19 protein-coding genes are annotated in these 22,467 nt (G+C 72.9%); 6 read left to right on the top strand and 13 right to left on the bottom strand.

Features of this window, described 5'->3' with window-relative positions; translation table 11 throughout:
* Positions 1 to 178 precede the first annotated feature (178 nt).
* Positions 179 to 2,266, top strand: a complete 2,088-nt coding sequence (locus tag AB0J42_RS16815) for a RecQ family ATP-dependent DNA helicase (protein ID WP_364294784.1) — start codon at positions 179 to 181, stop codon at positions 2,264 to 2,266.
* Positions 2,267 to 2,344: 78 nt separating this feature from the next.
* Here AB0J42_RS16815 and AB0J42_RS16810 read toward each other — a convergent pair whose 3' ends face one another.
* Complete coding sequence (locus tag AB0J42_RS16810; protein ID WP_364294781.1) at positions 2,345 to 3,235, bottom strand: sugar kinase; 891 nt, start codon at positions 3,233 to 3,235, stop codon at positions 2,345 to 2,347.
* Positions 3,236 to 3,407: 172 nt separating this feature from the next.
* Between AB0J42_RS16810 and AB0J42_RS16805 the strand changes: the two genes are divergently transcribed.
* The 4 genes from AB0J42_RS16805 (at position 3,408) to AB0J42_RS16790 (ending at position 8,955) form a co-directional block, all read left to right on the top strand.
* Positions 3,408 to 6,311 (top strand): GNAT family N-acetyltransferase, encoded by a 2,904-nt coding sequence (locus AB0J42_RS16805; protein ID WP_364294778.1) that lies wholly within the window; start codon positions 3,408 to 3,410, stop codon positions 6,309 to 6,311.
* 76 nt (positions 6,312 to 6,387) lie between these two features.
* Positions 6,388 to 6,978 carry a DUF5998 family protein gene (locus AB0J42_RS16800; protein WP_364294775.1) on the top strand — a complete coding sequence of 197 codons (591 nt, stop codon included), beginning with the start codon at positions 6,388 to 6,390 and terminating at the stop codon, positions 6,976 to 6,978.
* Between the two features lie 43 nt (positions 6,979 to 7,021).
* A complete protein-coding gene (locus AB0J42_RS16795) occupies positions 7,022 to 8,143 on the top strand; it encodes a nucleotide pyrophosphatase/phosphodiesterase family protein (RefSeq protein ID WP_364294772.1) in 1,122 nt (373 codons plus the stop codon).
* Complete coding sequence (locus AB0J42_RS16790; protein WP_364294769.1) at positions 8,140 to 8,955, top strand: sulfurtransferase; 816 nt, start codon at positions 8,140 to 8,142, stop codon at positions 8,953 to 8,955. Before AB0J42_RS16795 ends, AB0J42_RS16790 begins: the two co-directional genes overlap by 4 nt.
* Here the strand turns inward: AB0J42_RS16790 and AB0J42_RS16785 are convergent.
* The 4 genes from AB0J42_RS16785 to AB0J42_RS16770 form a co-directional block, all read right to left on the bottom strand.
* The gene (locus tag AB0J42_RS16785; RefSeq protein WP_364294766.1) at positions 8,895 to 11,759 is read right to left on the bottom strand and encodes a CHAT domain-containing protein; all 2,865 of its coding nucleotides are present in this window, start codon (positions 11,757 to 11,759) and stop codon (positions 8,895 to 8,897) included. The genes AB0J42_RS16790 and AB0J42_RS16785 overlap by 61 nt on opposite strands.
* Positions 11,760 to 11,921: 162 nt before the next feature.
* Positions 11,922 to 12,368, bottom strand: coding sequence for a hypothetical protein (locus AB0J42_RS16780; RefSeq protein WP_364294763.1), 447 nt, complete (start codon positions 12,366 to 12,368; stop codon positions 11,922 to 11,924).
* Positions 12,365 to 12,901: a sigma-70 family RNA polymerase sigma factor gene (locus tag AB0J42_RS16775; protein WP_364294760.1), complete on the bottom strand. Its 537-nt coding sequence runs from the start codon at positions 12,899 to 12,901 to the stop codon at positions 12,365 to 12,367. Before AB0J42_RS16775 ends, AB0J42_RS16780 begins: the two co-directional genes overlap by 4 nt.
* Before the next feature lie 73 nt (positions 12,902 to 12,974).
* Positions 12,975 to 13,988, bottom strand: a complete 1,014-nt coding sequence (locus tag AB0J42_RS16770) for a S8 family serine peptidase (protein ID WP_364294757.1) — start codon at positions 13,986 to 13,988, stop codon at positions 12,975 to 12,977.
* 176 nt (positions 13,989 to 14,164) lie between these two features.
* On the opposite strand from AB0J42_RS16770, the gene AB0J42_RS16765 reads away from it, so the two are divergent.
* Positions 14,165 to 14,659 (top strand): DUF3145 domain-containing protein, encoded by a 495-nt coding sequence (locus AB0J42_RS16765; RefSeq protein WP_364294754.1) that lies wholly within the window; start codon positions 14,165 to 14,167, stop codon positions 14,657 to 14,659.
* A 74-nt stretch (positions 14,660 to 14,733) separates the two neighbouring features.
* On the opposite strand, the gene AB0J42_RS16760 is transcribed toward AB0J42_RS16765, so the two are convergent.
* From AB0J42_RS16760 to AB0J42_RS16725, 8 genes are all read right to left on the bottom strand, one after another.
* The gene (locus AB0J42_RS16760; RefSeq protein ID WP_364294751.1) at positions 14,734 to 16,158 is read right to left on the bottom strand and encodes a carboxyl transferase domain-containing protein; all 1,425 of its coding nucleotides are present in this window, start codon (positions 16,156 to 16,158) and stop codon (positions 14,734 to 14,736) included.
* Positions 16,159 to 17,391: a beta-ketoacyl-ACP synthase II gene (gene fabF / locus AB0J42_RS16755; protein ID WP_364294748.1), complete on the bottom strand. Its 1,233-nt coding sequence runs from the start codon at positions 17,389 to 17,391 to the stop codon at positions 16,159 to 16,161.
* A 38-nt stretch (positions 17,392 to 17,429) separates the two neighbouring features.
* Positions 17,430 to 17,669, bottom strand: coding sequence for an acyl carrier protein (locus AB0J42_RS16750; protein ID WP_364294745.1), 240 nt, complete (start codon positions 17,667 to 17,669; stop codon positions 17,430 to 17,432).
* A 74-nt stretch (positions 17,670 to 17,743) separates the two neighbouring features.
* Entirely contained in the window at positions 17,744 to 18,700 is a 957-nt protein-coding gene (locus AB0J42_RS16745) for a beta-ketoacyl-ACP synthase III (protein ID WP_364294742.1), read from the bottom strand.
* Positions 18,697 to 19,593 carry an ACP S-malonyltransferase gene (locus tag AB0J42_RS16740; protein WP_364294739.1) on the bottom strand — a complete coding sequence of 299 codons (897 nt, stop codon included), beginning with the start codon at positions 19,591 to 19,593 and terminating at the stop codon, positions 18,697 to 18,699. Before AB0J42_RS16740 ends, AB0J42_RS16745 begins: the two co-directional genes overlap by 4 nt.
* Before the next feature lie 107 nt (positions 19,594 to 19,700).
* Complete coding sequence (locus AB0J42_RS16735) at positions 19,701 to 20,819, bottom strand: helix-turn-helix domain-containing protein (RefSeq protein ID WP_364295235.1); 1,119 nt, start codon at positions 20,817 to 20,819, stop codon at positions 19,701 to 19,703.
* 70 nt (positions 20,820 to 20,889) lie between these two features.
* On the bottom strand, positions 20,890 to 21,321 hold the full coding sequence (locus tag AB0J42_RS16730; protein WP_364294736.1) for a DUF350 domain-containing protein: 432 nt from the start codon (positions 21,319 to 21,321) through the stop codon (positions 20,890 to 20,892).
* Complete coding sequence (locus tag AB0J42_RS16725) at positions 21,318 to 22,466, bottom strand: glutathionylspermidine synthase family protein (RefSeq protein WP_364294733.1); 1,149 nt, start codon at positions 22,464 to 22,466, stop codon at positions 21,318 to 21,320. Before AB0J42_RS16725 ends, AB0J42_RS16730 begins: the two co-directional genes overlap by 4 nt.
* Position 22,467: the final 1 nt, after the last annotated feature.

The following is a 22,467-nucleotide window of genomic DNA, read 5'->3' as shown; positions in this document are numbered from 1 at the left end:
CCCGGCGGCGGCCCGCCTCAGCCGAGCTGCGACCCGACGAAAAGGACGAACGGTACGACCTCGTACGCGATGTCCCGCCCCGGCCGCCAGGCGGCTCACCATCACCGAGAAGACGAAACGCGAGGTGTTCCCCCGGGTCGGGTCGGAACAGTCGGGCGGACCTGGTAACAAGGAACCCATGATTGACGCCCCCGGCGCGGCGATGCTGCGCGAGCAGGCCGAGGAGCAGTTGCGGGCGCTGGCGGGCGAGCACGCCCGGCTGCGCGACGACCAGTGGACCGCCATCGAGGCGCTCGTGGTCGACCGGCGCAGGGTGCTGGTGGTGCAGCGCACCGGCTGGGGCAAGTCGGCCGTCTACTTCGTCGCCACCGCGCTGCTGCGGGAGCTGGGCGAGGGCCCCACCGTCATCGTCTCGCCGCTGCTGGCGCTGATGCGCAACCAGATCGCCGCCGCCGAGCATGCCGGCATCCGCGCGGTGACGATCAACTCGGCCAACCCGGAGGCGTGGGAGGAGATCTACGCCCGGGTCGCCGAGGGCGAGGTCGACGTGCTCCTGGTCAGCCCCGAACGGCTCAACAACCCCGACTTCCGCGACAACGTCCTGCCCGAGCTGGCCGAGAGCGCCGGCCTGGTCGTGGTCGACGAGGCCCACTGCATCTCCGACTGGGGTCACGACTTCCGCCCCGACTACCGCAGGCTGGCCACCCTCTTTGAGGAGCTGCCGCCCGGCATCCCGGTGCTCGCCACCACCGCCACCGCCAACGCCCGCGTCACCCGCGACGTGGCCGAGCAGATGGGCGAGGACACCCTGGTGCTGCGCGGCCCGCTGGAGCGCGAGAGCCTCCACCTGAGCGTCGTCCGGCTCCCGAGCGCCGAGCAGCGGCTGGCCTGGCTGGCCCAGACGCTCCACGAGCTGCCCGGCTCCGGCATCGTCTACACCCTCACCGTCGCCGCCGCCCACGAGATCGCCGGCTACCTGCGCGACCAGGGCCACGAGGTGGCCGCCTACTCCGGCCAGACCGACCCGGCCGAGCGGCTGGCGGCCGAGGAGGCCCTGCTCGCCAACAAGATCAAGGCGCTGGTGGCGACGAGCGCGCTCGGCATGGGCTTCGACAAGCCCGACCTGGGGTTCGTCGTCCACGTGGGCGCGCCGCAGTCGCCGGTCGCCTATTACCAGCAGGTCGGCCGGGCCGGGCGCGGCGTCGAACGGGCCGAGGTGATCCTGCTCCCCGGCACCGAGGACCGCGAGATCTGGGCCTATTTCGCCTCCCTGGCCTTCCCGCCCGAGCCGGTCGTCAGGACCGTGCTCGCGACCCTGGAAGAGCGGGGCGTCATGTCCACCGCGGCCCTGGAGACCGCCGTCGACCTGAGCCGCAGCCGCCTGGAGATGATGCTCAAGGTGCTCGACGTCGACGGTGCCGTCCGCCGGGTCAAGGGCGGCTGGGAGGCCACCGGCGAGCCGTGGTCCTACGACGCCGAGCGCTACTCCCGCATCGCCGCCGAGCGCAAGGCCGAGCAGGAGGCCATGCTGGCCTACCTGACCACCGACCGCTGCCGCGAACAGTACCTGCGCGAGCTGCTCGACGACGAGGCCGCCGAGCCGTGCGGGCGCTGCGACAACTGCACCGGCCGCCACCGCTCGCCCGACATCGCCGCCCCCGCCGTCGAGCACGCCCGCGAACGGCTGGCCCGCCCCGGCGTGGAGATCGACCCGCGCAAGCAGTGGCCGACCGGCCTGCCCGACCTGTCCGGCAGGATCAAGGCCGGCCTCGGCGCCGAGCCCGGCCGCGCCCTCGGCCGGCTCACCGACATCGGCTGGGGCAACCGGCTGCGCGAGCTGTTCCAGGGCCCCGACGGGCCGATGCCCGACGACATGTTCGCGGCCGTGGTCAAGGTGCTGGCCTCCTGGGAGTGGGCGCAGCGGCCGGTGGCCGTGGTGAACGTGCCCTCCTCGACCAGGCCGCAGCTCGTGCGCGCCTTCGGCGAGCGGCTGGCGCAGGTCGGCCGCCTGTCCTACCTCGGGGAGCTGGGCTACCGTTCGGGGCCGCCCGGCCGCCAGTTCAACAGCGCCAAGCGGGTCCAGGCCGTACGGTCGACGCTCGCCATGCCGAAGGACCTGGGCGCGGCCGTGGCGGCGTGCGGCGGCCCGGTGCTGCTGGTCGACGACCGCGTCGAGACCGGCTGGACGATGACCCTGGGCGCCGCCCTGATCCGCCACGCCGGAGCCCCGGCAGTCCTGCCGCTGGCCCTGGCCGTCAACTCCTGAGCGCGCCGGCTCCTGTCCGGCGGATCACGCGCCGACCTGCAACAGAGAGCGACCGCCGCGCCTGTCCACCGGCAGGGCCTAGAGGCGCGGCCGGGCTCCCAGGTGCATGAGCGCCTTGGCGGCCAGGCCGCAGCCCGCGCTCAGCGCCTCCGCCGGGGGCTTGCCCGCCAGCCACTCGGGCAGGAACCCGGCGCAGAACGCGTCACCGGCGCCCGTGCCGTCGACGACGCGCTCGACCGGCTCGGCGGGCACCCGCACCGGCTCGGGGCGCCCGTTGCCGTACCACAGCGCGCCCTCGGCACCCATCTTGATCACGACCTCGGGGAACCACGCGGTCAGCACCTTGGCCGCAGCCTCGGGCTCGTCGCGGCCGGTCAGCACCTTGGCCTGGTCGGCGTTGGCGAAGAGCAGCTTGGCGCCGCCGGTCCACTCCAGGAACGGCTCCGCCCCCGTACGCTCAAGAGGAGCCGCGGAGGCGCAGTCGACGGAGATCGACATCCCCGCGCGGTGGGCCATGTCGAGCGCGGCGAGACCCGCGTCGCGCGAGCCCTCGTTGATCAGCGTGTAGCCCGAGAGGTGGAGATGCCCGCCGCCGAAGAGGTCGCGCGGCAGGTCTTCGGGGGCCAGCGCGGCGTTGGCGCCGGGGTCGGACAGCATGGTGCGCTCGCCCTTGTGCGTCACGAGCACGACGCAGGTGCCGGTGGGGCGCTCCGGGTCCATGACCAGCCGGGCGTCGACGCCGTAGCCCATCAGCTCCATGTCGCGGTTGCGCCCGGTGATGTCGGCGCCCCGGCGGCCGATGAAGGCCACCTCCGCGCCCTCCACCGCCAGCCAGGAGGCGATGTTCGCGCCGGAACCGCCTCCGTGCATCGTCACGATCGCGGGTGTGTCGCTCGCCCTGGCGAGCGCATAACGGGCGCGCGCCACCGCGTCGGTCATGAGATCGCCCACCACGACGACCCGCGTCATGATGCCACCACCTTGCTTGCTGCTACGGATCGAGCCTGGCCACGGCAAAACTAACAGCTTCCGGGCTGCTCGTGGGGCGGACCCCCGACACCCGGCCTGAGTCGATGCATATCCGTTGCCCAAACAGCCCGTGGATTCTTGGCATGTGGGATACGGGTTTAGTTTAGGGACTGTGGAGGCACAATATCCGTCCCACTGGGAAGCGGACGTCGTCCTGGCCGACGGTGGCACCGCCCACGTGCGACCCATCCGGCCCGCCGACGCCGACCGGCTGCGCGCCTTCTACTCGCGGCTGTCCGACGAGTCCATCTACTTCCGGTTCTTCGGGCCGCGGCCCCGGCTGACGGACCGCGAGGTGGAGTGGTTCACCCACGTCGACTATGTCAACCGGGTCGCGCTGATCGCCACCATCGGGCCCGACATGGTGGCGGTGATCCGCTACGACCGCATCGCGCCCGGCGAGGCCGAGGTGGCGTTCCTGGTCGAGGACGCCCACCAGGGCAGGGGAGTGGCCTCGGTGCTGCTCGAACACCTCGCCGCCACCGCCCGCGAACGCGGCATCGAACGCTTCGTCGCCGACGTGCTGCCCGCCAACATGAAGATGATGGGCGTGCTGCGCCAGGCCGGCTACACCGCCGAGAGCAGCTTCGCCGACGGCGTCGTCCGCATGACGCTCGACCTGACCCCTACCGAGACCTCCACCGAGGTCACCATCGCCCGCGAGCACCGCGCCGAGGCCCGGTCCATCGCCCGGCTGCTCAGCCCCGGCTCGGTCGCCGTCGTCGGCGTCTCCCGCGAGCCCGGCGGCGTCGGCCAGACCGTGCTGCGCAACCTGCTCGCCGCCGACTTCGCCGGCCCCATCTACCCCGTGCACCGCAAGGCCCGCGCGGTGGCCGGCGTGCGCGCGTACCCGAGCATCGGCGCCATCGACGACGAGGTCGACCTGGCCGTGGTCGCGGTCCCCGCCGACGGCGTGCTCGACGTGGTCGAGGAGTGCGCCCGCAAGGGTGTGCACGGCCTGGTCGTCGTCTCCTCCGGCTTCGGCGAGCTGGGCGAGGAGGGCCGCGCCAGACAGGACGAGCTGGCCCGCATGGCCCGCGCCCACGGCCTGCGCGTCGTCGGCCCCAACTGCCTCGGCATCGCCAACACCGACCCCGCCGTCAAGCTCAACGCCACCCTCGCCGCCACCGTCCCCGGCCGGGGGACGGTCGGGTTCTTCAGCCAGTCGGGCGCGCTCGGCACCGCCCTGCTGCAGCGGGTCGCCCAGCGCGGCATGGGCATCTCCTCGTTCGTCTCCGCGGGCAACCGGGCCGACGTGTCGGGCAACGACCTGCTGCAGTACTGGGAGGAGGACGACGCGACCGAGGTGATCCTGCTCTACCTCGAGTCGCTGGGAAACCCGCGCAAGTTCACCCGGCTGGCCAGGCGCATCTCCCGCAGCAAGCCGATCGTGGTGGTCAAGAGCGGCGGCACCCCGTCCGGCCACTCCGCCCAGGAGCTCGGCCTGCCCGACTCGGCGATCAGCTCGCTGTTCGAGCAGTCGGGGCTGATCCGGGTGGACGACCTGATCCAGCTCTTCGACGTGGGCCAGCTCCTGGCCTACCAGCCGCTGCCCGCCGGGCCCCGCGTCGCCGTGGTGACCAACTCCGACGCGCTCGGCCTGCTCGCCGCCGACGCCTGCGTCGCCGCCGGCCTGTCGCCCCGCGCGCCGGTCAACCTGGGTGCGGGGGCCGGGCCGTCCGAGTTCGGTACGGGACTCGCGGGCGAGCTCGCCTCACCCGAGGTGGACGCGGCGGTCGTCATCTACATGCCCCCCATCCCCGGCGACGCGGCCGGAGTGGCGGCCGCACTGCTCCAGGCGGCGGAAAATTCCACGAAGCCGGTCCTCGCCACCTTCCAGGGGCATTTCGGCATGCACCCCTATCTGCGGGTCGGCTCCACGCCGCAGCGCGGCTCCATCCCCTCGTACGCGGCGCCCGAGGAAGCGGTGCGGGCCCTGGCGCAGGCGGTCCGCTACGCCCGCTGGCGCTCCGAACCGGCCTCACCGCCGCCGGAACTGGAGGACGCCGACACCACCCGCGCCCGCACCCTCACCTCCCGCACGCTCGCCCGCGCCCTCGCCCCGCACACTCCTCAGGACGAGCCGGAAACCCCCACAAGCGTTTCAGAGGCCCTCCCCGCCGCCGGTGGTACGACCGCGCATGTCTCCGCGACCTCCCCTGAAGAATCAGCGGAGTCCTCTGCCGGGCGAACCTCCTCGGAGGGAGAGACGGCGGGTGCTCCTGCTCCGACGACTGGTCCGCCCGTCGGCGCGGAGGCAGGCGGTCCTGCGGATGGTCTCTCCGCGGAGGCATCGGAGGGGGAGGGCAGGCCGGTCGGTGGGCGGGCGCCGTACTTCGCGGAGGCCGGGCCGCCGGTGGAGGCGGACGCCGCCGAGCTGCTGGCCTGCTACGGGCTGACCGTGTGGCCTTCGGAGGCGGTCGGGTCGGCCGAGGAGGCCGCCCGGGCGGCGGAACGGCTCGGGTGGCCCGTCGTGCTCAAGGTGGCCGGCCCGGAGGCCTCCCGCCGGGCGGGGACGGTACGTCTCGGCCTGCCGACCGCCGACGCCGTGCGTCACGCGTACGAGGAGCTCACGAGGCAGTTCGGCGACGCGCAGCTGGCCGTGCAGCGGATGGCGCCGCAGCCCGCCGTGCCGACGGTGGTGCGCGTCGTGGAGGACCCGGCGTTCGGCCCCGTCGTGTCGTTCGGGCTGGGCGACGTGACCGCACGGCTGCTGCAGGACCGGAGTTTCCGGCTGGCGCCGCTCACCCGCGAGGACGCCGCCGGGCTGGTCCGCTCGGTGCGGGCCGCGCCGCTGCTGTTCGGCGAGTACGGCTACCCGCCGGTGGCGGTGGACGCCCTGGAGGACCTGCTCCTCAGGGTGAGCCGCCTGGCCCACGACCTCCCGGAGCTGAACCTGCTCGTGCTGGACCCGCTGCTGGTGGGCGAGGAGGACGTGACGATCCTCGGCGCCCGGGCCGTCCTGCGCACCCCGGCGGGCCCGCGGCTCGACGGCGGCCCCCGCAGGCTCAGCTGATCGACGCCCCTGGAGACGTTATAGAGCGTTACATCAGGCGGGTGGTTGCACCCTGCGGCCCTGGCAAACTGGAGCCATGAGGGAAACCCGAGTCTCAGCCGCGGGCCTGCGTGAAGCGATCGAGCGCAGCGGCTACTATCCCGACCTCGTCACCGATGCGGTCGAGTCCGCGCTGGGCAAGGAAGCCGTCGCGGCCTACGTGGTCCACCACGAGGCCACCTTCGATCCGGCGATGGAGGTGCGCAGGCACGTCACCGTCCTGGTGCTGACCGGCACGAGGCTCCTGGTCTGTCACACCGACGAGCATCCCGCCGTGGAGGGCGTCTCGGCGGCGCACGCCTCCACCACCACCGAGGCCGTCCAGCTGAACCGCATCCAGTCGGTGGCGGTCACCCGAGTCGTCCCGGAGCCGGCCTCGTACGTCCCGGGCGTCCCCCCGACGGAGGTGACGCTCACCATAGGGTGGGGTGCCATCTCCCACGTCGACCTGGAGCCGGCCACCTGCGGCGACGAGAACTGCGAGGCCGACCACGGCTACACCGGCGCCATCACCGCCGACGACCTGTCCCTGCGCGTCAGCGAGGCGGCCGACGGTCCCGAGGCGGTCGCCCACGTCCTGTCCTTCGCCAAGGCGCTCTCCGAAGCCACCGCCCGCGCCGCCGCCTGACACGCCGATCCCGCCCGGCAGCGGGACGGCTAGGATCTGGGGCATGACCAACGGGCCCCTGGTTCCCGCGTACGGCGCCGGGTCACTCCCCGACCTGTCCCGGTCGCTGCTGGCGTCGCTGGGCCTGGACGGGCCCAACCCGCTGGGCATCCCGCCCGCCGAGCGCACCTGTCTGTTCCTGGTCGACGGCCTCGGCGCCGAGCTCCTGGCCGCGCACGCCGACGCGGCGCCGTTCCTGTCGAGCCTGGTTGACTCGTCCCGTACGCTCACCGCCGGATTCCCCGCCACCACCGTCACGAGCCTGTGCTCGCTCGGCACCGGCGTCTCGCCGGGCGAGCACGGCATGCTCGGCCTGACCCTGGCCGTCCCCGGCACCGGCCGCCTGTTCAACTGCCTGCGCTGGTCCGGCGTGCCGATGGACCCGCTCGAATGGCAGCCGGGCGAGACCGTCTACCAGCGCGCCGCGGCGGCCGGGATCGACGCCGTCTACGTGGCGCCCGCCGAGTTCGAGGGCACCGGCCTGACCGGCGCCGTCTACCGGGGCGTCCGCTACGCCGCCGCCGAGACCCCCGACGAGCGGGTCGCCCGGGCGCTCGCCGAGCTGCGGCAGCCCCGCGCGCACGTCACCGTCTACTACGGCGACCTCGACGCGATGGGCCACATGACCGGCTGGGGCAGCGAGGAGTGGCTGGGCCAGCTCGCCATCGTCGACGGTATGGCCGAGCGCCTCGCCGCCGGCCTGCCGCCCGGCTCGGCTCTCTACATCACGGCCGACCACGGCATGGTCAACGCCTCCGAGAAGCTCGACGCCGAGGCCACTCCCGAGCTGACCCACGGGGTCGCGCTGCTCGGCGGCGAGGCCAGGGCACGCCACGTCTACGCGCAGGAGGGCGCGGCCGCCGAGGTCCTCGCCGCCTGGAGCGAGGTGCTGCGCGGCCGGGCGTGGGTAGTGTCGCGGGAGGAGGCCGTCGAGTCCGGCTGGTTCGGCCCGCGGGTGCGGACCGAATGGCTGGGCCGCATCGGCGACGTGGTCGCGGTCCCGTACACCGACCTGGCCATCATCGCCCCGACCACACACAAGATCGAAGCGATCTTCGTCGGCTACCACGGCTCGATGACCGCACACGAGCAGAACATCCCGCTCCTGGAGGTGAGCACCCGGTGACCGGCCCGCTGATCACCCCGTCCGAACTCGCCGCGCTCGACGACGTCACCCTGCTCGACGTGCGCTGGCGGCTCGGCGGCCCGCCCGGCTTGGAGCTCTACCGCCAGGGCCACCTGCCCGGCGCCGTCTTCTGCGATCTGGAGGGCGCCCTGGCCGGCCCGCCCGGCGAAGGCGGACGCCACCCGCTGCCCGCCACCGACGCGTTCGAACGGGCGATGCGCCGGCTCGGCGTCTCCGACGCGCGCCCGGTCGTGGTGTACGACGACACGGGCTCGACCGCGGCGGCCCGCGCCTGGTGGACGCTCCGCTACTTCGGTCATCAGGACGTACGAGTCCTCGACGGCGGACTGCGTGCCTGGGAAGCGGCCGGGCTCCCGATCGTCCAGGAGGAATCCGTGCCCGCGCCCGGCGACTTCACCGCCCGGCCGGGCGCGATGCCCGTGCTCGACGCCGAGGCGGCGGCGGACCTCGCCTCCTCGGGCGTACTGCTCGACGCCCGGGCGGGCGAGCGCTACCGGGGCGAGGTCGAGCCGGTCGACCCGGTGGCCGGTCACATCCCCGGCGCGGTCAGCGCCCCCACCACGGAGAACATCACCCCCGACGGCACCTTCCTGCCCCCCGAGGAACTGCGGAAGCGCTTCGCCGACCTGGGCGTCCGCGAAGACGTCCCCGCGGGCGCCTACTGCGGCTCCGGCGTCACGGCCGCCCACCAGGTGCTGGCCCTGGAGGTGGCCGGGCTTCAGGCGGCCCTCTACGTCGGCTCCTGGTCCGAATGGGTCACCGACTCGTCCAGACCGGTCGCCACCGGCTGACCTCGGCAGGGGACCCTTCGCGGCTGACTCATGGGTTGCTGACTGTGGCCTTGTCTCGTCCGAGGCTGGGTATCCGCCGAGCGGCCGGAGTCCGGAACCAGGGGCCGGTCACCGGCGCCGAAGCAGGTGAACACCGTGATACCGGTCTGCGCCGACGCCAGCGCGAGCGCCGACGCCGGAGTCTGCCCGGTTGCGAGCAGTTCGTGGAACCGGCTCATCACGGTCAGTGCGTCCTCGTCGGCCACCGGCACCATCCCGGCGATCACACACGCCGCTCCCTCAGCCAGGAACGTGCCCGCCAGCCCCAGCGGAGCGCCGTCCGTGGGCGTGCGCGCCATCCCCGAGTCACACGCCGACAACACCACCAACCGGGCCATAGGCGACCTTCCGAGCAGGTCGTAGGCCATGAGCGGGCCGTCCTCAAGCGTGATGCTCGACAGCAGCGGGCTGCGGGCATGGAACACCCCGTGCGCCGCCAGATGCACCACGTCACAAGAGGTCAGCGCCTCCAGCACCTCCTCGCGCCGGGCCGCCACCGGCCGCGCCCCCGCATGGCAGGCCACCACCCGCTCCACCTCCTCGGCCGCATGCCTCAGCCCCGGCCCCGCCGCCGCGGCCACCCTCAGCCCCGGCCCGTCCTTCGGTGAGACTCGGGGGCGGGAGGGGGTCAGCGTGCGAGCCTGGTGTGCGGTGACGGGGCCGAAGGGTGTGCTGAGCCAGGACTGGGCGCTGGCCACCACCGTCACCGGGCGCCCGCGCATGCACGGAAGCGCCGCCCACGGAAGGGTGTGCAGAATCCCCGTAGGCACCACCACCAGGGGGCCGTCACCGAGGTCGGCAGCGAGCGGGGCCAGCAGGAGGCGTTCCAGATCCGTACCGGCGGCCGTGACCGACTCCGCCCCCGCCGCCCCGTCGTACAGAACCGACCGGCGCAGCGAGTAACGCAACCGGATCAGCCCCTCGTGCACCGGCCGCAGCGCCCCCAGCGACCGCAGCACCGCCCGCCCACCCGTCACCACCACGGCGAACAACGAACTGTCATCCGACACGTACTCGACCAGCGCCGCCCGCCCCAGCACCGCCCGCACGTCCGCCACGCGCACACCGTCACAGGAACGGCCATGGACGGGCGCGGTGACGGCCCGCCAGCGCTCCGCCCACTCGAACACCTCCTCCGCGCACCCGCCGCGCACCGCCAGCCCCAGCCCGAAAGCCGCCAGCCGCGCCCCCGCCCGGGCCACGTGTGCCCGCAGCGCCGGATCGTCCAGACCGTCCACCTGGCTGCCAACCCCAGCCAGCCCGTCCCGCACGGCCCCGAACGCAGCCGACACATCCCCTTCCAGCTCCGCCTCCAGAGCCAACGCGTGCTGCCTCACCAGCAGCGGAACCGGCGCCCCCGTAGCATCACCGGTGTACGCAGGCGAAGCGTGCAGGGTGTGGTGCTCGTCCGGTGAAAGCGGCGTCGCTGTGCCATCTCCGGTATGTGCGGGCGGGGTGTGGTGCCCGTCCAAGGGGACTGGTGTCGCTGCGGCATCCTCGGTTTGGGTGGGTGGGGTGCGGAGTTCGCGCGGCGGGAACGCCTGTGGGGGCCGGGCGGTCAGCCGGGACAGGTGCGCTGCCGCTGTGTCCTTGTCACCGAGGGCGAGCGCGGTTTCGGCCGCCGTCAGCCGCAGGGCGGCGCCCTCCGACACTTGGGCGACGTTCCGTTCCAGGTCGTCGGCGCACGCGGCCAGATCTACCAGCAGCGCCGGGGTCGGTGGCGTCAGTGCCAGCCGGGCGCGTAGCACCACCTCCCTGGCGAGCGGCAGCCACGATTGGCGGTCTTGCGCCGACAGGTCGTGCATGGCCCGCTCGGCCACCGCGACGGCCTCTCGCGCATCGCCTGTCAGGAGCTCTACCTGGGCGAGTTTGAGCCGCGCCTCGGCCAGCGCCACCCGCGCTCCGGACTTTTCCAGGTCGGGGACGGCCAGGTGGAGCAGGGCCCGAGCCTCGCCGGGCAGGTGGGCGGCGAGCAGGGCGCCCGCGAAGTCGGCCCGCATCGTCGCCAGCCGCTCGGGATATTCGAACAGGTTGTCTTCGGCCTGCCGGTAGTGGGTGAACGCCGCGCCGATGTCGCCCCTCCGCACGGCCAGGAAGGGCAGGTTGGCGGCGGCCAGGCGCACCAGGTGCGACAACCCGGCCTGGCGGGCGATCCGCAGGCAGGCGGTGATGTCGCGCATCGCCTGGTCCCAGCCGCCACGGTAGGCGTGTACCAGCCCGCGGTTGAGCAGCCCGCCCGCCAGGAACCGGCGGTCGTCGACGGTGCCGGGAGCCGCCACCAGCGCCCGCACCGCCCGGTCGCAGGACGCGATCGCCTCCTGGTAGCGGCCGAGGTGGGCGAGGGCCACGGCGCGCTGGGTGTCGAGCTTGGCCCGATCGAGGGGCGACAGGTGGGCCCACGCCAAGGTGGCCAGCCGGAGCGCCTGCAGCGGGTGGCCGCGTTCGGTCCGTACGGTGACGAGCGAGAGCCTGGCCTGTGCGATCCGTTTAGCGGGCGCGCCCGGTGTCTGGATGGCCTGCCAGAGCCGCTGCTCGGCGTCCTGAAGATCGCCCAGCTCGCGCGAGGCCAGCGCCATCGCGCGCAGTGCCACCGACGCAGCCTCGCCGTCACCGGCCTTCTCGGCCGCCGCCAGCACCGTGCGGCCCGCCCGCAGCGCCTGGGCCGGATCGATGATCGAGCGCTGCACCGCCATCTCGGCCGCGCGGACCAGCAGCGGGCTGCCGGGGGAACGTTCCAGGGTACGGATGAGCTCCGGTGTCGCCATGCACTGCCTCGGGGGGAACGGACGGGATGATGTGCTGCCTAGGAGGGCGGCCGGGGTGACGGTCTGACGCGCATCCGGCGGGTGCAAACAGGGGGAGCGACCCCGCGGACTGTGCCCACCGGGCTGGGCGCTGCCACGACGGGTGACAGGGGACCCCTCGGGTTACGGTCGGACGCGTACCCATCTGGTTTGAATGGGGGCGCGGCCGGGGCGGTGGCAGACCACGCTGAGCCAGCCGGGAGGCAGGCCGGTGGCCGCGAAGTGGCCGGTGGGGGCGAGGTGCCTGGTCAGCGTGAGGTGGGGGGTGCGGACGTCGACGTGGCAGCCCTCGCCGGGCGGCGGGCAGATCTGCCCGGCCACGTCGAGGAGGCCGTCGCCGATGGTCACCTCCAGGTCGAAGGTGAGACCGTCGGTGACGAACCGGACCAGTTGCGGCCACTCGGAACCCCGGACGCCCCGCGCGGGGGTGTAGCCGGTGGGCAGGGCGGTCACCGCGTGCGGGACTCGTAAGGCGAAGGCCTCGCGGGCGGCGGCGGACACGTGGCCGGGGATCGGGTCCTGCCCGGTGGCGAGCCGGATGGCCGCCAGGAAGTACTCGTCGTCCATCATTGCACCGTCTCCTGTAGTGAGATCAGGGTGCGCAGTTTCTCCAGGCAGCGGGCCCTGGTCGGGCCGACGCTGCCGAAGGGCAGGCCCAGCCGCACAGCAACTTGACGGCTGCCGAGGTCGCTGGCGACCAGCGTGAGCAGGCTGCGGCAGGGCTCCTTGAGGGTGGAGACCGTCTGCCAGAGCATGCGGTTGCCGTCGGCCTCCAGGACGGCTGACTCCGGGTCGGGGGTGTGGATGACGTCGAAGGTGACGGGCGCGGGCTTCGCCTTCTTGATCAGATGGAGGGCTTCGCGGCGGGTGGTGGTGGCGAGCCACGCGCCCACTCCGGCCGGTTCCCTGATGTCGTGCAGGTGTTCCAGCAGCCGCAGCCAGGCTCCCTGGACCGCGTCGGCGGCGTCCTGCTCGTTGAGCCCGCAGGCGCGGGCGACCGCCCACATGCGGGGGCCGAACCGGGCTTCGAGCGCGTCCCAGGCGTCCTGTTCGCCGGAGGCGGCCGCGAGGAGCAATTCCGCGGGCTGGCGCGGATCAGGCATGCGGCCTCCTTCCCGACCGGCGGAGGGGGCGCATTTTGCCTCCTCGTGATCGCCTGTGGACCGAGCGTAAACTCTACAGACTCGACGGAACCAGAACTCCCAGATCGGGAATTTGCCGGGCCTCCCGGAGATCGAGGAGTTCGTCGGCCGCCTGCGTGGCCGGCCGGTCGCAGGCGGCGGCGGCGATGGCCCCGGCGACCACGGCGGTGGCGAAGGACGTCCCGCTCCAGGCCGCGTATCCGGCGAACTCGTCCCGTACGAGAAAGCTGCTGGTCAGCCAGTCGCCGCGGGCGCAGGCGTCCACCCACTTCCCGTAAGCCGAGTATGGAGCGCGCCCGTGCCCGTCCGGGTCCACGGCGCCGACCGCCACCACGCTGCCCAGCGCGGCGGGGTAGAACGGCCGGTCGGACCCGGTGTTGCCGGCGCAGGCCACCGCGACGGTGCCGGGCAGCTCGGCGAGCGCGTCGGCAAGCAGGGGCGGCGGCCGGTCGTCGAAGGTGTGGCCGCCGAAGGACAGGTTGAGCACCTGCGGCGGCCGGTCGCGCATCCGGTGCAGCGCCCGGACGACGGTCGCCTCGTCGCCCAGCCCGTCGCCGTCGAGCACCCGGCTCACCCGGATCGACGCGCCGGGCGCCTGGCGGGCCAGCAGCCCGGCGATGAACGTGCCGTGGCCGGCCTGCGCGCCCTCCGTCGCGTCGCGGGCCTCGTCGGGGACCCGTTCGTACCAGTCGGTGTCCGCCCACCACCGGTGCTCGGCGACGCCGGTGTCCAGCAGGCCGACTGTCACGTCCGTCCGCGCCCGCCCGGGCCTGTAGTGGATCGGGTCGGCGGGGAAGGGCCGCGACGCCGGCCCGCCGAAGAACAGCGGCTGGCCGGTGAACACGTGGTTGGGGGAGGCCCGGAAGCCGTGCTCCCGCAGGTCGGCGGTCACCTCGCACGGGTCGACGCCCGACGAGAGATGCACCACGCAGACGCCGTCGGCCTCGGACACGGCCTGAGTCCACCGCCCGGCCACCGACAGCGCGGCGCGGTCGGTCAGCACCTGGGCCGGGCGGATGAGCGCGTGACCTGCCGCTTGGATCTCCATGTGCGGGTATGTATCCCCCATGGAGCGGCTGTCACGTGTCACACACGCACCAACTTGGTATGGCCCCCCTCTGGTGTCCGATTGCGACCGACGATAGTCTCTCCCTAGTCACTTGTGATCATCCCGCTGTATGAGGCCGTTGGGGAAGGCGCACCTCGTACCGATCGGGAGGTCCGGTGTCTGCTCGTGGCGTGCTGTACGTCCACTCGGCCCAGCCCGCGCTGTGCCCTCACATCGAATGGGCGGTCGCGGGTGTCCTTGGCGTGCCCGTGGACCTGACGTGGACGCCGCAACCCGCCGCGCCCAACGTTGTGCGGGCGCAGGCGGAGTGGGAGGGCCGCGCGGGCATCGCGGCCGCCATCGCGTCCTCTCTCATGGGATGGCAGCGGCTGCGGTTCGAGATCACCGAGGACGCCTCGCCGGGCGTCGACGGGTCCCGTCACGCCTACACGCCGACGCTCGGCGCGTTCAGCGCGGTCATCGGCGCCTCGGGCGACATCATGATCCCGGAGGACCGGCTGCGCGCCGTCATGCTCATGGCGGCGCAGGGGCGGTGCGTGCTGGAGGAGGAGCTCGACAAGCTGCTCGGCAAGCCCTGGGACGAGGAGCTGGAGCCGTTCCGCTACGCCGGCGACGGCGCGCCGGTCCGCTGGCTGCACGCCGCCGTGTGACCGCCGTCCGCCGCGCCCGAACACGCGAAGGGGCCCCGCACCGTGCCGGTGCGGGGCCCTCTTGAAACGCGTGGTTACAGCGGGATGTTGCCGTGCGCGCCCCTGGCCGGGGTGGCCTGGGCGAGGACCTTGGCGATCGCGCCCCGGGTCTCCTCAGGCTTGATCACCTCGTCGACGACGCCCAGCTCCTGCGCGCGGGTGAGCCCGCCGGCGAGCTTCTCGTGCTCCTCGGCGAGCCGGTGCTCCAGCTCGGCCCGCTCCTCCTCGGGCGCCGCCGCCAGCTCGCGCCGCTTGAGGATGCGCACCGCCGCCACCGGGCCCATGACCGCGATCTCGGCCGTCGGCCAGGCGAACACCTTGGTGGCGCCGAGCGAGCGGGAGTTCATCGCGATGTACGCGCCGCCATAGGCCTTCCGGGTGACCAGCGTGATCCGCGGCACCGAGGCCTCGGCGAAGGCGTGCAGCAGCTTGGCGCCGCGGCGCACCACGCCGTCGTGTTCCTGGCCGACGCCGGGCAGGTAGCCGGGCACGTCCACGACCACGACCAGCGGCACCCCGAAGGCATCACACATGCGGACGAACCGGGCCGCCTTCTCGGCGGAGGTGGCGTCGAGGCAGCCGCCCAGCCGCATCGGGTTGTTGGCGATCACCCCGACCGTGCGGCCGCCGAGCCGCCCGAGCGAGGTGACGATGTTCGGCGCCCACTTGGGGTGCAGCTCGATGCCGGGCTCGTCGAGCAGGCCCTTGATCAGCGGCTTGACGTCGTAGGCGCGGCGCGCCGACTCCGGCAGCAGCGTGGAGAAGTCGGTCTCCTCGATGTCGCCCGGGCGCACCCGCCCCTGGTGGCCCAGGAGCACGGCGAGCTGGCGCGCCTTGAGCAGCGCGTCGGTCTCGGTCTTGGTGGTGACGTGGACGACGCCGCTGCGCTTGCTGTGCGGCTCGGTGCCGCCCAGCGCGGCGCTGTCGACGCTCTCGCCGGTGACGCTGCGCACCACGTCGGGGCCGGTGACGAAGATGCGGCCGGAGTCGGCCAGGATCACCAGGTCGGTCAGCGCGGGCCCGTAGGCGGCGCCGCCGGCGGCGGGCCCGACCACGACCGAGATCTGCGGCACCACGCCGGACGCCTTGGTCATGGCCGCGAAGACGCGGCCCACGGCGTGCAGCGACTCGGCGCCTTCGGCGAGTCGCGCACCGCCGGAGTGCCAGATCCCGAGGATCGGCACCCGTTCGCGGACGGCCACGTCGTAGGCGTGCACGATGTGCTCGCAGCCCTCGCTGCCCATCGCACCGCCCTGGAAGCGGGCGTCACTGCAGAAGGCGACGACGGGGACACCCTCGACGCGGCCCATGGCGGCGAGCACGCCGCTCTTGTCCTGGGGAGTGATCAGCCGCACCGAGCCCTCGTCGAGCAGCGCGGCGAGCCGTACGGCGGGGTCGCGGGGATCGGCGGGCTCCGCATCGGAGCCGTCGGCGGCCACCCTGTTGTCGAGCACGGTCATTTAAGCCCCCTTGAACACGACGGTCACGTTGTGGCCGCCGAAACCGAACGAGTTGTTGACCGCGGCGATGTCGCCGTCCGGCAGCGGGCGGTTCTCGCCGTGGACGAGGTCCACCTCGATGCCGTCGTCGATGTCGTTGAGGTTGATGGTGGCGGGGACGATCCGCTCGTGGAGCGCCTTGACGGCGAAGACGGACTCGATGCCGCCGGCTCCGCCCAGGAGGTGACCCGTCATGGACTTGGTGGACGTCACCAGCGGGTGGGTGCCGATGGCCTTGGCCACGGCCTGCACCTCGATGACGTCGCCCGCGGGGGTCGAGGTGGCGTGCGCGTTGACGTGCTTGACGTCCTGGCCCGTCAGGTCGGCGTCGGTCAGGGCCTGCGTCATCGCCGTGATGATGCCGCGGCCTTCCGGCTCGGGCTGGGTGATGTGGTGGGAGTCGGCCGAGTAGCCGACCCCGGCGGCGTAGGCGTAGATCCGCGCGCCGCGCGCCCGGGCGAACTCCTCGCTCTCCAGCACCACGATGCCGGCGCCCTCGCCGAGCACGAACCCGTCGCGCTCGCGGTCCCACGGCCGCGACGCGCCCTGCGGGTCGTCGTTGCGGGTGGACATGGCGCGGGCGGCGGCGAATGCCGCGATGTTGAGGCCGTGGATGGCGGCCTCGGTGCCGCCGGCGATCACCACGTCGGCCCGGCCGGCCCTGATCATGTCCATCGCGTAGCCGATGGCCTCGGCTCCGGAGGCGCAGGCGGACACGGTGGCGTGCACCCCGGCCTGGGCGCCCCGGTCGAGGCCGATCCAGGCGGCCGGCCCGTTGGGCATGAGCATCGGCACCGTGAAGGGCGACAGCCGGTTCCAGCCGCGCTCCTTGTAGGTGTCGTAGGCGGACAGGGTCGTGTTGATGCCGCCGATGCCGCTGGACACCACCACCCCAAGCCGCTCGGACGCGACCTCCGGGGCTCCGGCGTCCTGCCAGGCCTCACGGGCGGCGACCATCGCGAACTGCTCGCTGCGGTCGAGCCTGCGGGCCTCGGGGCGGGGCAGCACCTCCGCCGGGTCGACAGCGGCCGTCCCCGCGAACGTCACGGGGACGGTGTCGATCCAGTCTTCGGTGAGCGTGGCGACGCCCGACTGACCGGCGAGGAGCGCCGACCAGGAGGAGGTGACGTCTCCACCGACGGGCGTAGTCGCGCCGAGCCCGGTGACGACGACACGTACCCGGTTTGCACTCACGTTCCGCACTCCTTGTCGATCAGCTGGTCTTGCCGGACTCAGTTCTGGATGAAGTTGAGGACGTCCTTGACCGTCTTCAGGTTCTTGAGCTGGTCGTCGGGAATCTCGACGCCGAACTCGTCCTGGGCGGCCACGGCGATCTCGACCATGGACAGGGAGTCGATGTCGAGGTCGTCCACGAAGCTCTTCTCGGGAGTCACGTCGGAGGCCGGGATGCCGGTGATCTCGTTGATGATCTTGCCGAGGCCTTCGAGGATGTCCTGCTCGCTGGCAGCCATGTCGTTGGTTCTCCTTAGTTTTCCTGGGTTCTGCACGGTCAGGCCGTGCAAGCTCTGAGAGATCGTACGGGGGACTAGGGGATCTCGATGACCTGACCCGCGTACGTGAGACCGGCACCGAAGCCGAGGACGAGCGCGAGCCCGCCCGAGCGGACCTCGCCGCGCTCCAGCATGCGCGAGAGCGCGAGCGGGATGGAGGCGGCCGAGGTGTTGCCGGCGTGTACGATGTCGCGGGCGACGACGGCCTTGTCCGCTCCCAGCCTGCGGGCGATCGCCTCGATGATCCGCAGGTTGGCCTGGTGGGGGATGAAGGCGGACAGCTCCGACGGGTCGACGCCCGCGCGCTCGCACGCCTGCTTGGCGACCGGGTGGAGGGCGGTGGTGGCCCACCGGAACACGGTCTGGCCCTCCTGGCGGAGGTGGTCGGTACGGTCGGGGATCTTGATGGCGTCGGCCTTGTCGCCCGCGCTGCCCCAGACCACCGGGCCGATGCCCGGGGTGTCGGAGGGGCCGACGACGGCCGCGCCCGCCCCGTCGGCGAAGATCACCGCGGTGGACCGGTCGGTCCAGTCGAGCCACTGCGTCAGCTTCTCGGCGCCGATGACCAGCACGTTCCTGGCCGAGCCCGCGCGGATGGAGGCGTCGGCGGTGGCGAGCGCGTAGCAGAAGCCCGCGCAGGCGGCGTTGACGTCGAACGCGCCGGGAGCCTCGATGCCCAGGCGGTGCGCCACGACGGCGGCGGCGTTGGGGATCGGGCTCTCCATCGTGCAGGTGGCCACGATCACCAGGTCGATGTCGGAGGCGGCCAGCCCGCTCGCGGCCAGCGCCTTGCCGCCCGCGTGGACGGCCATGTCCTCCAGGGACTCGTCGGCGCCCGCGACCCTGCGCTCCTGGATGCCGACGCGCGAGCGGATCCATTCGTCGCTGGTGTCCATGGTCTTGGACAGCTCGTCGTTGGTGACGACGGTGGAGGGCTGGTAGTGGCCCAGCGCCAGCAGCTTCGCCCCCGGTGCGGTGTCGAGGATCCTCACTTCATCAGCTCCCTGGCCGAGTCGAGGTCGTCGGGGGTCTTGAGCGCCACGGTGGCGACGCCGCGCAGCCCGCGCCTGGCCAGGCCGGTCAGCGTGCCGCCGGGAAGCAGCTCGATCATGCGGGTGACGCCCAGCTCGGCCATGGTGGCCATGCAGGCGTCCCAGCGGACGGGGTTGCTCACCTGGTCGACGAGGCGGCGCATGACCTCCGCGCCGCCGGTGACGGCCGCGCCGTCGGCGTTGGACAGCAGCGTGATCTTGGGGTCGGCGGGCTCGACCTGCCCGGCGGCCTCGCGCAGCTGCTCGACGGCGGGCGCCATGTGGGCCGTGTGGAAGGCGCCGGCGACCGACAGCGGGATCAGCCGGGCGCGTGCCGGAGGCTCTTCCTTCAGCGCGGCGAGCTGCTCGGTGGTGCCGCCGGCGACGATCTGGCCGGAGCCGTTGATGTTCGCGGGGGTGAGGCCGTGCTTGGCGAGCGCGGCCAGCACGTCGTCCTCGGCGCCGCCGAGCACGGCGGTCATGCCGGTCTCGGTGATCGCCGCGGCCTTGGCCATCGCCTGCCCGCGCTCGCGGACCAGGCCCAGCGCCTGCTCCGGGGTGAGCACGCCGGCCAGCGCCGCGGTGGCGAACTCGCCGACGCTGTGGCCGGCCAGCACGTCGGGCGTCGCGCCGAGCACCTCGGCGGAGGCCAGGGCGGCGGCCACGAGCAGCGGCTGGGCGATGGCGGTGTCGCGGATCTCGTCGGCTCCCGCGGTGGTGCCGCAGGCGATCAGGTCGATCCCGGTGATGTCGGACCAGGCGGCCAGCCGCTCCGCCACGCCGGGAAGTTCGAGCCACGGAGTGAGGAAGCCAGGTGTTTGGGCGCCTTGGCCGGGCGCGACGAGTACAAGCACGAAAACCACCATGCCCTGTAGGAGTCCGACACGCTGATGAAGATCTGCACACACTTTGTCCGTGGTGCTTTGTAGGAAGCCTACAGTTCGGGTTCGCGCCGACTACGTTATGGCCGCCACGACACGGCGCTTTCCGCGAGCCTGCCGAGGATGAGCCCGACCTGCAGCGTGAAGGCCGAACGGCCCTCGGTCGGCTGGTATCCGGTCAGCTCGGTGATCTTCTTCAGCCGGTAGCGGACCGTGTTCGGGTGCACGAACAGCAGCCGCGCCGTCGCCTCCAGCGACGTGCCCTGCTCCAGGTACGTGGCGAGCGTGTCGAGCAGCGGCGTGCCCGCCAGCGGCAGGTAGACGTTCTCCACGAGCTGCTGCCTGGCGTCCTCGTCGCCGTCGAGCGCCCGCTCGGCCAGCAGGTCCTCGGCGTGCACCGGGCGCGGCGCGTCGGGCCAGCCGGCGCTCGCCCGCAGCCCCGCCAGCGCGGCCCTGGCCGACTTGGCGGCGGCGTGCAGGTCGGGCACCTCCGGCCCGATGACGATCGGGCCCTCGCCGAACCGGGCCACGACCTGGCGGGCCGCGTCGTTCACGCTGCCGGCCCCGCCCACTATCACGATCAGCCGGTCGGCCTGCACCCCGGCGAGCAGCTCCATGCCGATGCGGCGGCCCCGCTCGCGCAGCCCGTCGATCACCTCGCGCGGGTCGCCGTCGGGGGCGTGACCGGCGATCACCACCACGGGGGAGGACGTCCAGCCGAGCGCGGCCGCCCACGAGTGGAGGCCGTCGTCGACCTCGCCCCGCACCAGCGCGTCCACGATCAGCGCCTCCAGCCGGGCGTCCCACGCCCCCCTGGCCTCCGCCTCGCGGGCGTAGACCTGGGCGGCGGCGAACGCCACGTCGCGGGTGTAGCGGAGCATGGCCTGCTGGAGCTGGGCCTCGCCGCCCGGCGCGGCCAGCTGGTCGACCTGCGCCTCCACCACCTCCACCACGACCCGGACCACGTCGACGGTCTGCTGCAGCGAGATCGAGCGCTTCAGCTCGCGCGGCGCGGTGCCGAAGAACTCGATGCTGGGCGTGGGCCGGTCCTCGCTCGCGTGCTGGAACCACTCCACGAAGGCGGCGATGCCCGCCTGGGCCACCAGCCCCACCCACGAGCGGTCCTCGGCGCTGAGCGCGCGGAACCACGGCAGCTGATCGTCCATGCGGGCCATGGCGGCGGTGCCGAGCGCGCCCATGGCCCGCTCGAGCCTTCGTGTGGTGTCCTCCCGCGTCCGGTCTGTCACGCTCCTAGAGTGCCAGGTCCGGTCATATGACCGCGACGGCGGTGATCAGGCCGATCGCGATGTGCGTGACCGCCAGCAGCTTGGCGCCCGGCTGCAGCTCCGGCTCCTTGACCAGCTCACGCACCGAGATTCCCGCCACCCGGTCGAACAGCAGCATCGCCAGCGTCTGCACCACGATGCCCACCAGGCCGAACACGGCGGTGCCCGCCAGGCCCTCGGCCAGCCGCCCGCCGGACGACCAGATCGAGGCCGCGACGATCAGCCCCACCGCGGCCATCGCCGAGGAGGCCAGCAGCGTGGCGTTCGGGTTGCGCTGGGTGCGGATGACCTGGCTCAGCCGGCCCGGCGTGGCCAGGTCGATCACGTAGAAGCCGATGATCATCAGGATGACGCCGACGGCGGCGTAGGAGGCGATGGCGCCCGCGCCGCGGACGAGATAGTCCAGCAGGGTCATGTGAGCTCGATTCGGTGAGGGACGAAGGATGAGGTGTCGTCGGTGATCAGCCCGGTGGTCTCCCGGATGCCCAGCCCGGCGGCCTCGTCGGCGACCACCCAGGCGCCGAGCACCGGCCGCTGGCCGTCGAACTCCGGCAGCGCCTCGAAGCCCTGGAAGACGTAGCCCTCCGTGCCGTAGGAGCCGGACGTCTCCTCCGTGTACGCCGGGGTGACGATCCGCATCGAGGCGCCCTCACGGCCCAGCAGCGGCTTGGCGATGTACGAATCCAGCTCGCGCGGGCCGTCGAGGTAGGCGGGCAGCAGGTTGGGATGGCCGGGGTACAGCTCCCACAGCACGGCCAGCAGCGCCTTGTTCGACAGCAGCGCCTTCCACAGCGGCTCGATCCAGGTGGCGTGGCGCACGGCGTGCCGGCCGAACGGCTCGGCCAGCATCCACTCCCACGGGTAGAGCTTGAACACCGAGCGGATCATCTGCTCGTCCAGGTCGACGAAGCACCGGTTGAGAGAGTCCCAGCCGATGTCCTCCATCGCCATGGCGACCGTCCGCAAGCCCGCCTGCTCGGCGGTCTCCTGGAGGTAGGCCAGCGTCATGACCTCCTCGCCGGTCTCGTCCATGTTGGTCCAGGCGAAGTGGGTGGGGCCGGGCGGCAGCGGCAGCTCGCGCCACCGGTCGATGAGCCGCTCGTGGATGGAGTTCCACTGGTCGTCGCCGGGATGGGTGTCCTGGAGCCAGAACCACTGGATCACCGACGACTCCAGCAGCGCGGTCGGCGTGTCGGCGTTGTACTCCAGCAGCTTGGCCGGGCCGGTGCCGTCGTAGCGCAGGTCGAAGCGGGCGTACAGGTGGGCGTCGCGCCGCTCCCAGGACCGGGCCACGTCCTCGGCGGCCCACTCGGGGATGGCGAAGTCGGCGAAGCGCCCGGTCTCGACCACGTGGCCGGCCGCCCGCAGGCACATCTCGTGCAGCTCCTCGACCTGCTCCTCCAGCGACTCCACCTCCGCCATCGACAGGACGTAGTGCACCGACTCGTCCCAGTAGGGCCTGGTCAGGTGCTCGGGGTGGGCCGCCCGGTGGAAGGCCAGGCCCTGGCTCTCGATGATCTTGTCCCAGCCCTGGCGGACCGGGCCGCGCTCGCGCCGCACC

Origin of the sequence: Nonomuraea sp. NPDC049649 (genome assembly GCF_040675175.1) — a bacterium.
In the GTDB taxonomy this organism is placed as follows: domain Bacteria; phylum Actinomycetota; class Actinomycetes; order Streptosporangiales; family Streptosporangiaceae; genus Nonomuraea.
The sequence above is the reverse complement of the archived record's forward strand: the minus strand, read 5'-3'. Positions and strand labels throughout refer to the sequence as shown.